A 13,136-nucleotide genomic window follows, 5' to 3' on the forward strand; every position below is an offset into this window, starting at 1 on the left:
AGGTATATTTAAAAGAATATTTTGTTTATCAGAAAATTAAGTTAGAATAAGATGAAAGAGGGGGAGGGGAGTATATGATTATAAAAGGTTACGTAGGATATGAGTTAGAAAAAGCGAAACCTAATACATCAGAAGATTTTTTTAACAGATCTGAAGTGACATATATATTAAATGGTAAAGAGAAAACTTTTTCGGTTTTATACGTTCGATATTTTGAAGAAGTTTTACAAGAAATTACTCCTTTTGAAGGAAATCCAGTGTATAAAGTAGAAGAACAAAACATATATTTGCGTGATATTGTAGCGATATGTTGTTTAGTGAAAGATAAGGAGCTTCGTGCGCAAAAACGTTTGTATTTAAATAATATGGAAGAATTTCAACAATATTTTGATGAGGGAACGGTGTCGAAAGTACAAGAAATATTGGCTGAATTACATAAAAATAAAAGAGTAGAAATAGCGTGAAATGGCAAAGGAGAGAGAAAAATGTCTAATTTGATGGTTGAAAATCAAACAGAACAAGTTTCTATATTTTTAGAAGATGCTATTAATTTGATAACCAATTATGTAAATTATCATACGTTACCTTCTTTATTAGAGGAAACACCAGCAGGGAATGAGCAATATTATAAAGGGGTATTAGCATCAATGAGACGACTTCTCGTTTTTTGCGAAGAAGGACAGGATGCATGTTTTGTTTTGTTGAATAGCCAGCCATTTCGAAAAACAGCAGCTGAAAAAATTTTATATAAGATTTACCATCAAGTAATTGCAGAGTTTTTTTCACCGAAGAGTGATCATTGGTATGAAAATAGTCGGTCTGCATATACAGGGAAAAATTCTATCGTTTTTCAACAAACACCACCTGCATCTTTGGAGCAAGTGATGAAGAGTTTAGAAGGTAAATTTCAATTGATGCGTGAAGAACTAGAATATTATGAGACGGATTATCAGACAAAGATGTTACACAAATATTGATTGAGGAAAAGAAGCTAAGGTTACTTAGCTTCTTTTCCTTTTGTACAGTTATATAAGGGATTTTCATTGAATATAGTTAAGTGGATAGCATTAGGGAGGTGCAACATGAATCAGCAAGGTGTATTTACAGATTACTTTCATGAAGTAGAAAATTGGTGTGAAAGTGTTCTTCACGTATTAGATAGCCGCGCAATGGAAGTGTATGATGTCCATATGCTTGCCTATAAAATTCAGACGTTATTAGAGCGTATGAAAGAGCATGAGTATGAAACAGATGCAGAGTTTATGTATGAAATAAGCGATGATGTAGAACATATTCAGCATCACTTGCAGGAAGTATTTATGCAAGAAGAAGAGGAATATGAATTATATGAAAGAGGGGATAGTGAACGAGCTGTCCCGATTGGAGGACATACACTCCCGCCATTACCTTATCCGTATAATGCATTAGAACCGTATATTTCTAAAGAAATTATGATGTTACATCATGATAAACATCATCGGAGTTACGTGGAAGGGTTAAATAAAGCAGAGAAGATGATGGAAGAAGCGAGAAAAACAAATAAATTTGATTTAATTAAGCATTGGGAAAGGGAAGCGGCTTTTCATGGATCAGGTCATTACTTACACACGATATTTTGGAATAACATGAAAAAAGACGGTGGTGGAAGTCCAAGAGGAGCTTTTTCACAACAAATTGAACAAGATTTTGGGAGCTTTTTACGTTTCCAAAAACATTTTACAGAAGCGGCCTCTAAAGTAGAAGGTTCAGGCTGGGCAATTCTCGTTTGGGTACCCCGGTCTGGAAGGTTAGAAATTTTGCAAAGTACACTTCATCAATTATTTACACAATGGGATACGATACCGCTCCTTGTACTAGATGTCTGGGAACATGCGTATTATTTACAATACCAAAATCGAAAAGATGAATATATTAAAAACTGGTGGAATGTTGTAAATTGGCCTGATGTAGAAAAAAGGTTTGAAACTGCGAAACAAATTGAATGGACACCATATTAGACGCAAATTCTCTGCGTCTTTTTTAATGGAAGTAGAAGGAAGATTTCGTTCATATTTTAAAAGGCCAAGCATACACTTGTACAAAAAGTGCCAAAAGGACGTGGGGGGAAATATGAGACGAATTTGTGTAATCATTACGCTTCTTATGATGTATGCAAGCGTTATGCCGATTCCTACATATGCAAAGATGAACAGCAATGTCAGTGCTCGAAATGCTGTATTAATGGAGCAACAGTCTGGTCGTGTATTATACGGAAAAGCAGAACATGAGCCTCAAAAAATTGCTAGTATAACAAAAATTATGACCGCTTTATTAGCTGCTGAATCAGGGAAGATGAAAGAAATGGTATCAGTTAGTAATGAAGCGGTGAGGGTGGAAGGATCGGCAATCTATTTAAAGCCTGGACAAAAAGTGAAGTTAGAAGATTTAGTATACGGACTCATGCTTAGATCTGGTAATGACGCAGCGCAAGTAATTGCTGAAAGTGTGGGTGGGAGTATAGATGGATTCGTATATTTAATGAATCAAAAAGCGAAAGAAATTGGAATGAAAGATACGCACTTCTCAAACCCTCATGGCTTAGATGGAGATGGATCACATTATTCGTCGGCTTACGATATGGCATTATTAACGAAATATGCAATGGGAAACGAGACATTTAAGAAAATCTTTGGAACCAAAACATATAAATCAGATTCTTGGGATTACCCGTGGAAAAATAAACATAAGTTGGTAACGTCTTATTATGAATTTGCAACAGGAGGAAAAACAGGCTTTACGAAGAAAGCTGGGCGAACGCTTGTGACAACGGCATCAAAAGATGGACTAGATTTAATTGTCGTAACTTTGAGTGCCTCTAGTGATTGGGATGATCATATGAATTTGTTTGATAAAGGTTTTGAACGTTTCAAACAAACGAAAGTTTTAGGACAAGGAGCAATTGCTGAAATAAATGAAAAGAAGTATGCCAACCATGTTTATACGAAAAATAGTTTTTCGGTACCGTTAACTGAAGAAGAAAAAAAGAACGTAGTATTAAAAGTTGAACTCCATAAAAGTATAAAACTTACGGATGGAGTAAAGGTTGGGAAGACAGACATTTATGTTGGTAATGAAAAAGTTGGAGAACGGAATTTATTTTATAGTAAACGGAAGTTAGTAGCTACAACGGGACTTTACTGGAATAATGTGAAAGAAATTTTTTCTTACATGATAGGTGTTGGGAACGATGGTTAATCTCGTATGGGTAGCGATGGCTGTCATTGGGATTGTATACGCCATGATAAATGGCACGATGGAAGAAGTGAATAAAGCTGTATTTGACGGAGCAAAAGATGCGGTAACGATTTGTATAGGACTTATTAGTGTTTTAGTATTTTGGCTCGGTTTAATGAAAATTGCAGAGGAAGCCGGATTGTTAAAAAAATTAGTTACGCTTTTTATGCCGATAGTAAAAAGGTTGTTTCCAGAAATACCAAAGGATCATCCGTCCATGGGATTTATTCTATCAAATATGATGGCGAACTTTTTTGGTCTAGGTAATGCAGCAACCCCTCTTGGTATTAAAGCGATGGAACAACTGAAAGAGTTAAATGGAGGAAAGGATTCGGCGAGCCGTTCTATGGTGACGTTTCTAGCATTAAATACATCAGCCATTACATTAATTCCTACGACAGTCATTTCCATTCGAATGACGTATGAATCAGCGAATCCTACTGAAATTGTTGGGGTAACATTTATTGCACAAGTACTTTCTATGATTGGAGCAATTTGGATTGACCGCTATTTTTACCGAAGAAGGAGTAGAAAGGGGCGGAAAAAATGAGTATTGTAAATACAATTTCCTTATGGGTAATTCCTTGTGTAATTGGTTTTATCCTTTTATATGGCACAATAAAGAAAGTACCGACGTATGAATCGTTCGTTGAGGGAGGAAAAGAAGGGATTCAAATTGCAATTTCCATCTTACCGTTTATGGTTGGAATGCTTGTGTCTATTTCTATATTCCGGTCTTCAGGTGCGTTAGATGCAATGATATCGGTAATGAAGCCAATGTTAGATTTGATCCATGTTCCAGCAGAAATTGTTCCACTAGCACTTATACGCCCTATTTCAGGCTCTGCTGGTTTAAGTATTACGACCGATTTAATTGCCACATATGGGCCAGATTCGTTTATTGGGAGATTGGCTTCTACGATGCAGGGGAGCACAGATACGACTTTCTATATTTTAACTGTATATTTTGGAGCGGTCGGGATTAGAAAAATGGGTGATGCACTAAAAGTAGGACTTTTTGCAGATTTAATCGGGATTATATGCTCAATTGTGTTCGTTTCTTTATTGTTTCAGTAATACTATTCATTTTTTACGCTATTTCGCTTATAATACGTATACGACCACTATTAAGGTGTAGCTTAATAGTGGTTTTTTTATGTGATATTTTTGACAAAATGATGAACTTTTATTGTGAGAAATATGAAAAATATGGACAATAATAAAGGGTAAAAACATGATTTGACCTTTATATGTTTATTATCATCGCTATGTTGTTTAAGTAAGATGAAGCGAATAGCCGTAAAGCGTATGCGGTTGCCAAGTCTTTCTAATGTAAGGTAAGATAAATTCGAGGTGAAAAAAAGAAATGGAACGATTACAAAAAGTGATTGCGCAAGCAGGTATTGCATCGAGAAGAAAGGCTGAGGAATTAATTCAGCAAGGAAAAGTGAAAGTTAATGGAAAAATAGTGAAAGAGTTAGGGACAAAAGTAACTCCTCAAGATAAAGTAGAAGTAAATAACATCCCTCTTGAAAAAGAAGAACCTGTTTATTTTTTACTATATAAACCAACTGGCGTAATTTCAAGTGTATCAGACGATAAAGGAAGAAGTGTTGTAACGGACTTTTTCCCGGAAATTACACAACGTTTATTCCCAATCGGACGCTTAGATTATGATACGTCTGGCGTATTATTAATGACAAACGATGGGGACTTCGCAAACGTATTAATGCATCCTAGATATAAAGTTGAAAAAACATATGTTGCAAAAATAAAAGGGCCATTAACAGGTGAGAAAATTCGCATGTTAGAACGCGGTGTTACGTTAGAAGACGGTAAAACAGCACCAGCACGTGTGAAAATTATTTCTTGGGACAAGCGTAAAGAGATGGCTATTGTACAATTAACAATTCATGAAGGACGTAATCGTCAAGTACGTCGTATGTTTGAAGCGTTAGACTGTAAAGTAGTGAAATTAAAACGTGAACGTTATGCTTTCTTAGAAGTAGGAAGCCTGCGACCTGGTGATGCGAGAGAATTGACACCACATGAGGTGAAACAATTACGCGCGCTTGCTTCTACAAAGCCAAGATAAGCTATAGAGTTAAAAATTCACCAGTGGAGTGCTCTGCTGGTGATTTATTCAATACAACATTTACAGAAGATAATACATAACATTTATCGAGGAGAGGAGAAGTAATATGAAGAAAAATCGCTTATTATTTCGCGTTATTATTCTACTCATTTTATGTGGTGCTGTAGGATTTACCCTTTATCAAGGATTCTTTGCTAATAAAGAGAAAATGCAAATCGGAAAAGAAGCACCTAACTTTGTTGTGACGGATTTAGAAGGGAAGAAAATTGAACTAAAAGATTTAAAGGGAAAAGGTGTATTTTTAAACTTTTGGGGCACGTGGTGTAAACCTTGTGAAAAAGAAATGCCTTATATGAATGAATTATATCCAAAGTATAAAGAAAAAGGCGTTGAAATCATAGCGTTAGATGCAGATGAAACGGATATTGCAGTCAAGAACTTTGTGAACCAATATGGTTTGAAATTCCCAGTTGCCATTGATAAAGGACAAAAGATTATAGGAACATATGGAGTAGGTCCATTACCGACAAGCTTTTTGATTGATAAAGATGGAAAAGTAGTGGAGCAAATTATAGGTGAACAAACGAAAGAACAGTTAGAAGGGTATTTAAAGAAAATTACTCCGTAATAAAGAAAGCCTTTACATAAGGGGTGCGTGTCTATAGTGCCTCTGGTTTAAAAATTCTGAGTATTGCGGTAACTTGAGGTTAGAATATACAATAGTACATATAGATACAGGGGCGGTGAGAGTGTTGAAAGAAATTAAATGTGAATGTGGACATGTTAATCCGATAGGAACCGTTTTTTGTGAAGCTTGCGGGAAACCATTTGAAAGCAATGAAAATACAAAACTATTGGATATGCGCTATGAGGGGAGTGCACGGAGATCTCTCACGCAGACAAAAACGATAATCGATAAAATTTGGAGCTTTTTCTCTTCTGTAAAAGTGGGTGTATGGCTAATCGTAATAACTTTAGCTGCATCAGCGATAGGAACTATTTTTCCGCAAGAAATGTACATAACTCCAGGGATTGCACCAGCTGAATATTATAAACAAGAATACGGATTTTTAGGACAATTATACTATCAATTAGGGTTTAATAATTTATACGGTTCATGGTGGTATATGATTTTGATTGCTTCTATCGGTATTTCACTTGTGATATGTAGTTTAGACCGTGTTATTCCACTTTATAAAGCTTTAAAAAAGCAAGGCGTAAAAAGACATCCTAGCTTTTTAAAGAGACAGAGATTATATGGGACTGGTACACCGCAAGAAGGTGATCTGGAAAGAGTGCAAAAGAATTTAAAGAAAAGAAACTATAACGTGAAAGTGGAAGACGGAAACGTTTTAGCAGAAAAGGGACGCTTCTCGCGTTGGGGTCCATATGTAAATCATATCGGCCTTATTATCTTTTTATTCGGTGCGATGCTTCGTTTTTTACCGAGTATGTACGTAGACGAAGCACTTTGGTTACGTGACGGTGAAACGAAAGAGATACCAGGGACGGATGGACAATACTACTTAAAAAACGAGAAATTTATAAAAGAAGTTTATGATAAAAGTAAGGACAAGGAAGTTTTTGATGAAGCGATTGATCGTGTAGGCGATAAAATGATTGCGAAAAACTTCCAAACGAATGCCGTATTATATAAAGCAGTAGGAGAAAATATAGCAGGACAAAAACCGAAATTAGAAAAAGTAAAAGAAGCGGAAATTCGAGTGAATGAACCATTGAAATTTGATCAATTTGCAGTGTATCAAGTGGATTATAAAGAAAGTGAATTTAAAAGTATGTCCTTTAACTTGCAAAATAAAGAAAATAATCAAAAGTGGGGACCGATTAAAGTAGATTTAACGAATCCTAAGGAAAAATATGATTTAGGAACTGGTTATTCTCTGGAACTATTAAGTTATTTTCCTGATTTTTATTTTGATGAGAATGGAAAACCAAATACAAAAACGAAATTACCAAACAATCCTGCATTTGTATTTAAAATGTTTACACCTGAAACACCAGATGGTGAAGTGAGTTTTGTTGGTATTCAGCAAAATATAGAACCAGATGGAAACAACAAATATAAAATGTCGTTTGCAGGTGTTGAAATGCAAAATGCAACAGCACTTACTGTAAGAAAAGATTTAACGCTTTGGATTCTCGGCATTGGAGGATTTATATTTATGGTTGGTGTCATTCAAGGTATGTATTGGAATCATCGCCGTATTTGGATACAACGTGTTAATGATGAATGGTGGATTGCAGGGCATACAAATAAAAATTGGTTCGGTTTAAAGAAAGATATTGAAAGAGTAATAGAAGGTACAGCAATTCCACAGCCAAATGATAAAGTAATCGATAAAAAAATTAGTTAAGGTGGGGAAACGATATGGTGCAAATAAGTAGTAACTTTCTCTTTACCGCATTTATTTTATATTTAATTGCGACTCTATTTTTTGGGGGAGCCATTAAAGAAAAGGGTCATAAATGGGCAAATGTAGGAATAACGATTACAATTTTAGGGTTTATAGCACAAACAGTATATTTTGTTACAAGGTGGATTGCATCAGGGCATGCGCCAGTTAGTAACTTTTTTGAATTCGGTACATTTTTCGGCATGATGCTTGTAGGAGCATTTATTGTCATGTATTTTATGTACCGTGTAAGCATAATCGGACTATTTGCATTACCAGTTGCGCTTTTATTAATTGCCTATGCAAGTATGTTTCCGAGGGAAATATCTCCGCTTATTCCATCTTTAAAAAGTAATTGGTTACATATTCACGTGACGACTGCAGCAGCAGGACAAGCCATTTTAGCGATTAGTTTTATTACAGGCGTTATGTATTTATTGAAAAATGTAGATCAATCGACGAGAAGTAAACGTACATTTTGGCTAGAGACGGTAGTATTTACACTTGTTTGTACAGTTGGATTTATTGGAGTAACAACGGTATTTTCTAGTATGAAATATGAAGCGAAGTTTCAATGGATTGATAAAAATGAACAACAACTGGAAATGAAGTACAATCTTCCGGCTTTAGTTGGACCGCATGAAGGGAAGTTACTGACAGAAAATAAATTAGAACCGGCAGTTGAAGTTCCAGCAATTGTAAATGCAAAAAAATTAAATACTGTTATTTGGTCAGTGTTAGTTGGGACATTACTGTATATTGTATTAAGACTCGTTTTACGGAAGCGAGTATCGGCGGCACTTCAGCCGTTAGTAAAGAATACGAATAGTGATCTACTAGATGAAATCGGATATCGATCTATTGCAATTGGATTCCCAGTTTTCACATTAGGAGCATTAATTTTTGCGATGATTTGGGCTCAAATAGCGTGGACGCGCTTTTGGGGCTGGGATCCGAAAGAGGTTTGGGCACTTATAACGTGGCTCTTTTATGCTGCAGTACTACATTTACGATTATCTAAAGGGTGGCATGGAGAGAAATCAGCTTGGCTTGCAGTAATTGGTTTTGCAATCATTATGTTTAACTTTATTGTAGTAAACTTAATTATTGCCGGTTTACATTCATATGCATAGAGAAATAAAATAGGAGAGTGCATGTCACTTTCCTATTTTATTTTTGTCAACTTTTCTTCTTTTTTGAGAAAAACATGACAAAGTAGCGGTTGATTTTGTAAAATGATGTCGAGGACATTATATACAGTTCAAAAAAAATACATAGTTTTGGAAAAAAATTGAACAAAATTTATTATTCTTGTGAAGCATAATATGGGAAGTGAAACATTTAGAAGATTGCTTAAATAAACGAGAATAGCGCAACATAATAGTTAAAGAAGGGTAGGTGTGAACCGCTGAGGTGAGAGTACGCAGCGGGTAGAGATGGAAAATGAATCAAGAATTTTAATTGTAGATGATGAGGATCGTATTCGTCGTTTATTGAAAATGTACTTAGAAAGAGAACAATATACGATTGAAGAAGCAGATAATGGTGATACAGCTTTAGAAATGGCGTTGCAAAATGATTACGATTTAATCTTATTAGATCTTATGATGCCTGGTAAAGATGGCATTGAAGTATGTAAAGGGGTTCGTGAGAAGAAAGCGACACCAATTATTATGCTGACAGCAAAAGGTGAAGAAGTAAATAGAGTACAAGGATTTGAAGTTGGAACAGATGATTATATTGTAAAGCCGTTTAGTCCACGTGAGGTCGTGCTACGTGTGAAAGCGGTATTACGTCGTGCTGTACCAACAACATTCTTTACACAAGATACAACGACAAAAGATGTTACTGTATTCCCTCACTTAACAATTGATAACGATGCACACCGTGTTACTGCAGATGGCAATGAAGTAAACTTAACGCCGAAAGAATATGAGTTACTATTATTTTTAGCGAAAGCTCCTGATAAAGTATTCGATCGTGAGCAGCTGTTAAAAGAAGTATGGCAATATGAATTCTTCGGAGATTTACGTACAGTTGATACACATGTAAAGCGTTTACGTGAGAAGTTAAGCAAAAAATCACCAGATGCAGCGAAAATGATTGTTACTGTTTGGGGTGTAGGTTACAAATTTGAGGTTGTGAACGACTGATGCTTTGGAGAAGTGTAGTAGGGAAGTTATGGATGACCATATTACTTCTCGTTTCGTTTGTTCTTGGATTTGTTGCGATTTTACTTTCACAATTTTTTAGAACGTATTATGTTGATATGAGTGAAAATAGACTTCAAAAAGTCGCAACAAGTGTTACGGAATTAATTGAAGAAGGTGCCGATGTAAAAACGATTGAGAACATCGCGTACAAATTCTCTGATCCACTTTCAAGGATTATTATTGTAGAAGATGGCAAGGAAATCTCTTCTTCACCGAAACAAGAAGGGTTAGTCACCCTTACAATGGATAATTTAAAAGAAGATAAAGAATTAGCCGCTGTTTTTACGGACAAAAAAGAAATTAAGAACAACATTAGAAAAGCTTCTGATAGTAGAAAGAATAAAAGCACTGAAAATGATATTGTGATCGTTGGGAAACCAGTGCAATCAAAAAATCAAAGCGCAGTGTTCGTATATGAATCTTTACAAGTGCCAATAAAAGATATGGAGAGAACGACTGATTTCATTTTCTTAGCCGCTGGGATTGCGATTATATTAACAACTTTCTTTGCGTTCTTCTTATCTACTCGGATTACAGCACCGCTTCGTAAAATGCGTGAGGTTGCTTTTGAAGTGTCACGTGGGAAATTTGATGCAAAGGCTCCTATGGTATCTCAGGACGAAATTGGTGAGCTGGCAACGGCCTTAAATCAAATGGGTAAACAGTTGAAGTTTAATATGAATGCTTTGCAGCAAGAAAAAGAACAGTTAGCCAGTATTTTGAGTAGTATGGCAGATGGAGTTATTACGTTAAATCAAGAAGGTGAAGTCGTAGTTATTAATCCACCGGCTGAACATTTCTTACAAGTTTGGCAAGAAGAAAAAGAGATAGAGTTAAGTAAAAAATTACCTTCTGAACTTGTGGAACTATTCCATCTCGTTGTAGAAAGCGAGCAACAACAAGTTGTTGAAATTAATTTACAAAAAGGGAACTATGTAGTTCTTATGACACCACTTTACAATCAAACGAAAATTCGTGGGGCTGTAGCGGTACTGCGAGATATGACGGAAGAACGTCGTCTTGAGAAAATGCGTCAAGACTTTATTGCGAATGTATCACATGAACTTCGTACACCGATGGTCATGCTGCAAGGGTATAGTGAAGCGATTTTAGATGATATTGTGCAAACGAAAGAGGAAATAGATGAGTTTGTTCAAATCATTTATGATGAATCCGTTCGTTTAGGTAAACTTGTAAATGAATTGTTAGATTTAGCTCGTATGGAAAGCGGTCACGTAGAGTTACATATTGGTGAAGTGGACATACATCCATTTGTGGAAAAAATTGGTCGTAAATTCCAAGGAATTGCAAAGGATAAAGAAGTTGAACTAACAGTTGATTTCCGGAATCAGATTGAAGAATATGCGTTTGATGCAGATCGGATGGAACAAGTGTTGACGAACTTGATTGATAACGCAATTCGTCATACGAATGCGGGTGGACATGTAACGCTTGTAATTGATACGAAAAATAATGGCCTCATTTTTGAAGTACAAGATTCGGGTGCAGGCATTCCAGAAGAGGATATTCCATTTTTATTTGATCGTTTCTATAAAGCTGATAAAGCAAGAACACGTGGGAAAAAGGGTGGAACAGGACTTGGGCTTGCGATTGCGAAAAATATTGTTCAAGGCCATGACGGTAAAATTGCTGTATCAAGTGTTGTTGGAGAAGGAACTACATTCTCTGTATATTTACCGAATCGTATAATTTAGATATGTGTTTTTAAAGTTGATAATGAATAAAGTTCTGCTGTTTTTTATTTTTTTGTAAACTCAATTAAATAAAGAATGGTAGAACTTTTTTCTATCTTGATCGAATCAAGAATAACAAGAGAGGGGCTGTGAAGAAATGAAATTATATACAAAAACAGGAGATAAAGGAACGACAAGTGTAATAGGTGGCAGGGTTGATAAAGATGATATCCGTGTGGAAGCGTATGGAACAATAGACGAGGCAAATTCTCATATTGGATATGCAATGACTAAGGTTCAAGGCGGGGCTTTTAGAGATATTTACAATGAGCTCGAAAATATTCAACATGAACTATTTGATTGCGGAGGAGACTTGGCAATAGTGGAACAAAAAATTCCTTATAAAGTGACAATTGAGATGGTTGAAAGTTTAGAAAGAAAGATTGATTTATATATAGAAGAAGCCCCGCCATTAGAACGCTTTATTTTGCCAGGTGGTAGCGAGGCGGCGGCTACTATTCATATTGCACGTACTGTTGTAAGGAGAGCAGAACGCTCTATAGTATCATTGCAAAAAGAAGTGAAAATAAATGAAGTTGTCTTAAAGTATGTAAATAGATTATCTGATTATTTGTTTGCGATAGCTCGAGTAATAAATGCCCGATTACAAGTGAAAGATGTGGAGTATAACCGTAGTGCATTAGTTTTTCGTGATAAGAAAGAGAAGGAAGTGGAGTAATTCACTTTCTTTTTTTTGTATACTTTTTTCTGTAATATACCAAAATAGAGAAGGTATGGTGGTAATTAGAAAACGGAGGATGTATATGAAAGTTTTAAAATGCGGCGTCATGTTATTGAGTATACTGTTTGTATCTCAATTACATGTTTATGCAGAAGAAAATCGATGGACATGGCCTGTTGAAGGTCAGATAAGTGATTATTTTGGGACAAGGCATGGAAAACATTATGGTATTGATGTAGCTGCGCCGATTGGAACGCCTGTGGCAGCTATTCAAGATGGTAGGGTAACGAAGTCTTATTATTCAAGTAGTTATGGAAATGTTGTATTTATTAAACACGGAGAATATGAGGCTGTATATGCACATTTAAATAAGAGATATGTGGGGCAGGGAGATTATATTTCCAAAGGAGAAAAAATTGGAGAAGTAGGGAACACGGGAGAATCGCGAGGTGCACACTTACATCTAGAACTTCATCAAGGAAGATGGACGATGGCGAAAAAGAATGCGATGAACCCATTGCTTGTTTTAAATGAACAAAGAAATGAAGTTGTTTCTTCATCATTATATGTCGTACAAAAAGGGGATACTTTAGTTAGTATTGCACGGAAATTTAGTATGACACTTAAGGAAATTAAAGAAAAAAATGGATTGCAGCAAGAGCTAATTTATCCTAATCAACAATTATATGTTAAGTGAAGGAAACA

The 13,136-nt window shown here is 35.6% G+C and carries 14 protein-coding genes; all 14 read left to right on the plus strand.

Annotated features, from left to right (window positions below):
* Window positions 1-74 precede the first annotated feature (74 nt).
* The 14 genes from NST27_RS07365 to NST27_RS07430 all read left to right on the plus strand — a co-directional run bounded on the left by NST27_RS07365 (window position 75) and on the right by NST27_RS07430 (window position 13,128).
* Window positions 75-464: a hypothetical protein gene (locus tag NST27_RS07365; protein ID WP_000584363.1), complete on the plus strand. Its 390-nt coding sequence runs from the start codon at window positions 75-77 to the stop codon at window positions 462-464.
* A 21-nt stretch (window positions 465-485) separates the two neighbouring features.
* Window positions 486-977 (plus strand): YpuI family protein, encoded by a 492-nt coding sequence (locus tag NST27_RS07370; protein WP_000067556.1) that lies wholly within the window; start codon window positions 486-488, stop codon window positions 975-977.
* 105 nt (window positions 978-1,082) lie between these two features.
* The gene (locus tag NST27_RS07375; protein ID WP_001075739.1) at window positions 1,083-1,997 is read left to right on the plus strand and encodes a superoxide dismutase; all 915 of its coding nucleotides are present in this window, start codon (window positions 1,083-1,085) and stop codon (window positions 1,995-1,997) included.
* Window positions 1,998-2,109: 112 nt separating this feature from the next.
* Window positions 2,110-3,234: a D-alanyl-D-alanine carboxypeptidase family protein gene (locus NST27_RS07380; RefSeq protein WP_001252636.1), complete on the plus strand. Its 1,125-nt coding sequence runs from the start codon at window positions 2,110-2,112 to the stop codon at window positions 3,232-3,234.
* The gene (gene spmA / locus NST27_RS07385) at window positions 3,227-3,823 is read left to right on the plus strand and encodes a spore maturation protein SpmA (protein WP_000247811.1); all 597 of its coding nucleotides are present in this window, start codon (window positions 3,227-3,229) and stop codon (window positions 3,821-3,823) included. The genes NST27_RS07380 and spmA overlap by 8 nt, the downstream gene beginning before the upstream one ends.
* Window positions 3,820-4,350, plus strand: coding sequence for a spore maturation protein SpmB (gene spmB / locus NST27_RS07390; protein WP_000029514.1), 531 nt, complete (start codon window positions 3,820-3,822; stop codon window positions 4,348-4,350). Before spmA ends, spmB begins: the two co-directional genes overlap by 4 nt.
* Before the next feature lie 289 nt (window positions 4,351-4,639).
* Entirely contained in the window at window positions 4,640-5,368 is a 729-nt protein-coding gene (gene rluB / locus NST27_RS07395) for a 23S rRNA pseudouridine(2605) synthase RluB (RefSeq protein WP_000440556.1), read from the plus strand.
* Between the two features lie 106 nt (window positions 5,369-5,474).
* The gene (gene resA, locus NST27_RS07400) at window positions 5,475-5,996 is read left to right on the plus strand and encodes a thiol-disulfide oxidoreductase ResA (protein ID WP_000742194.1); all 522 of its coding nucleotides are present in this window, start codon (window positions 5,475-5,477) and stop codon (window positions 5,994-5,996) included.
* Between the two features lie 121 nt (window positions 5,997-6,117).
* Complete coding sequence (gene resB, locus NST27_RS07405) at window positions 6,118-7,743, plus strand: cytochrome c biogenesis protein ResB (RefSeq protein WP_000910547.1); 1,626 nt, start codon at window positions 6,118-6,120, stop codon at window positions 7,741-7,743.
* A 14-nt stretch (window positions 7,744-7,757) separates the two neighbouring features.
* A complete protein-coding gene (resC, locus tag NST27_RS07410) occupies window positions 7,758-8,915 on the plus strand; it encodes a cytochrome c biogenesis protein ResC (protein ID WP_000250081.1) in 1,158 nt (385 codons plus the stop codon).
* 303 nt (window positions 8,916-9,218) lie between these two features.
* Window positions 9,219-9,935: a DNA-binding response regulator ResD gene (gene resD / locus NST27_RS07415; protein WP_000426861.1), complete on the plus strand. Its 717-nt coding sequence runs from the start codon at window positions 9,219-9,221 to the stop codon at window positions 9,933-9,935.
* On the plus strand, window positions 9,935-11,710 hold the full coding sequence (gene resE / locus NST27_RS07420) for a sensor histidine kinase ResE (RefSeq protein WP_000964696.1): 1,776 nt from the start codon (window positions 9,935-9,937) through the stop codon (window positions 11,708-11,710). The genes resD and resE overlap by 1 nt, the downstream gene beginning before the upstream one ends.
* Before the next feature lie 136 nt (window positions 11,711-11,846).
* Entirely contained in the window at window positions 11,847-12,428 is a 582-nt protein-coding gene (locus NST27_RS07425; protein WP_000781277.1) for a cob(I)yrinic acid a,c-diamide adenosyltransferase, read from the plus strand.
* 85 nt (window positions 12,429-12,513) lie between these two features.
* On the plus strand, window positions 12,514-13,128 hold the full coding sequence (locus NST27_RS07430) for a peptidoglycan DD-metalloendopeptidase family protein (RefSeq protein ID WP_000866120.1): 615 nt from the start codon (window positions 12,514-12,516) through the stop codon (window positions 13,126-13,128).
* Window positions 13,129-13,136 lie beyond the last annotated feature (8 nt).

It is taken from the genome of Bacillus sp. FSL W8-0770 (assembly GCF_038008705.1).
GTDB lineage: Bacteria > Bacillota > Bacilli > Bacillales > Bacillaceae_G > Bacillus_A > Bacillus_A cereus.

Excerpts from the sequence above, each read along its gene's own strand:
- NST27_RS07365 (WP_000584363.1), top strand. The coding sequence starts at position 75 with ATGATTATAAAAGGTTACGTAGGATATGAGTTAGAAAAAGCGAAACCT.
- NST27_RS07370 (WP_000067556.1), top strand. The coding sequence starts at position 486 with ATGTCTAATTTGATGGTTGAAAATCAAACAGAACAAGTTTCTATATTT.
- NST27_RS07375 (WP_001075739.1), top strand. The coding sequence starts at position 1,083 with ATGAATCAGCAAGGTGTATTTACAGATTACTTTCATGAAGTAGAAAAT.
- NST27_RS07380 (WP_001252636.1), top strand. The coding sequence starts at position 2,110 with ATGAGACGAATTTGTGTAATCATTACGCTTCTTATGATGTATGCAAGC.
- spmA (WP_000247811.1), top strand. The coding sequence starts at position 3,227 with ATGGTTAATCTCGTATGGGTAGCGATGGCTGTCATTGGGATTGTATAC.
- spmB (WP_000029514.1), top strand. The coding sequence starts at position 3,820 with ATGAGTATTGTAAATACAATTTCCTTATGGGTAATTCCTTGTGTAATT.
- rluB (WP_000440556.1), top strand. The coding sequence starts at position 4,640 with ATGGAACGATTACAAAAAGTGATTGCGCAAGCAGGTATTGCATCGAGA.
- resA (WP_000742194.1), top strand. The coding sequence starts at position 5,475 with ATGAAGAAAAATCGCTTATTATTTCGCGTTATTATTCTACTCATTTTA.
- resC (WP_000250081.1), top strand. The coding sequence starts at position 7,758 with ATGGTGCAAATAAGTAGTAACTTTCTCTTTACCGCATTTATTTTATAT.
- resD (WP_000426861.1), top strand. The coding sequence starts at position 9,219 with ATGGAAAATGAATCAAGAATTTTAATTGTAGATGATGAGGATCGTATT.
- resE (WP_000964696.1), top strand. The coding sequence starts at position 9,935 with ATGCTTTGGAGAAGTGTAGTAGGGAAGTTATGGATGACCATATTACTT.
- NST27_RS07425 (WP_000781277.1), top strand. The coding sequence starts at position 11,847 with ATGAAATTATATACAAAAACAGGAGATAAAGGAACGACAAGTGTAATA.
- NST27_RS07430 (WP_000866120.1), top strand. The coding sequence starts at position 12,514 with ATGAAAGTTTTAAAATGCGGCGTCATGTTATTGAGTATACTGTTTGTA.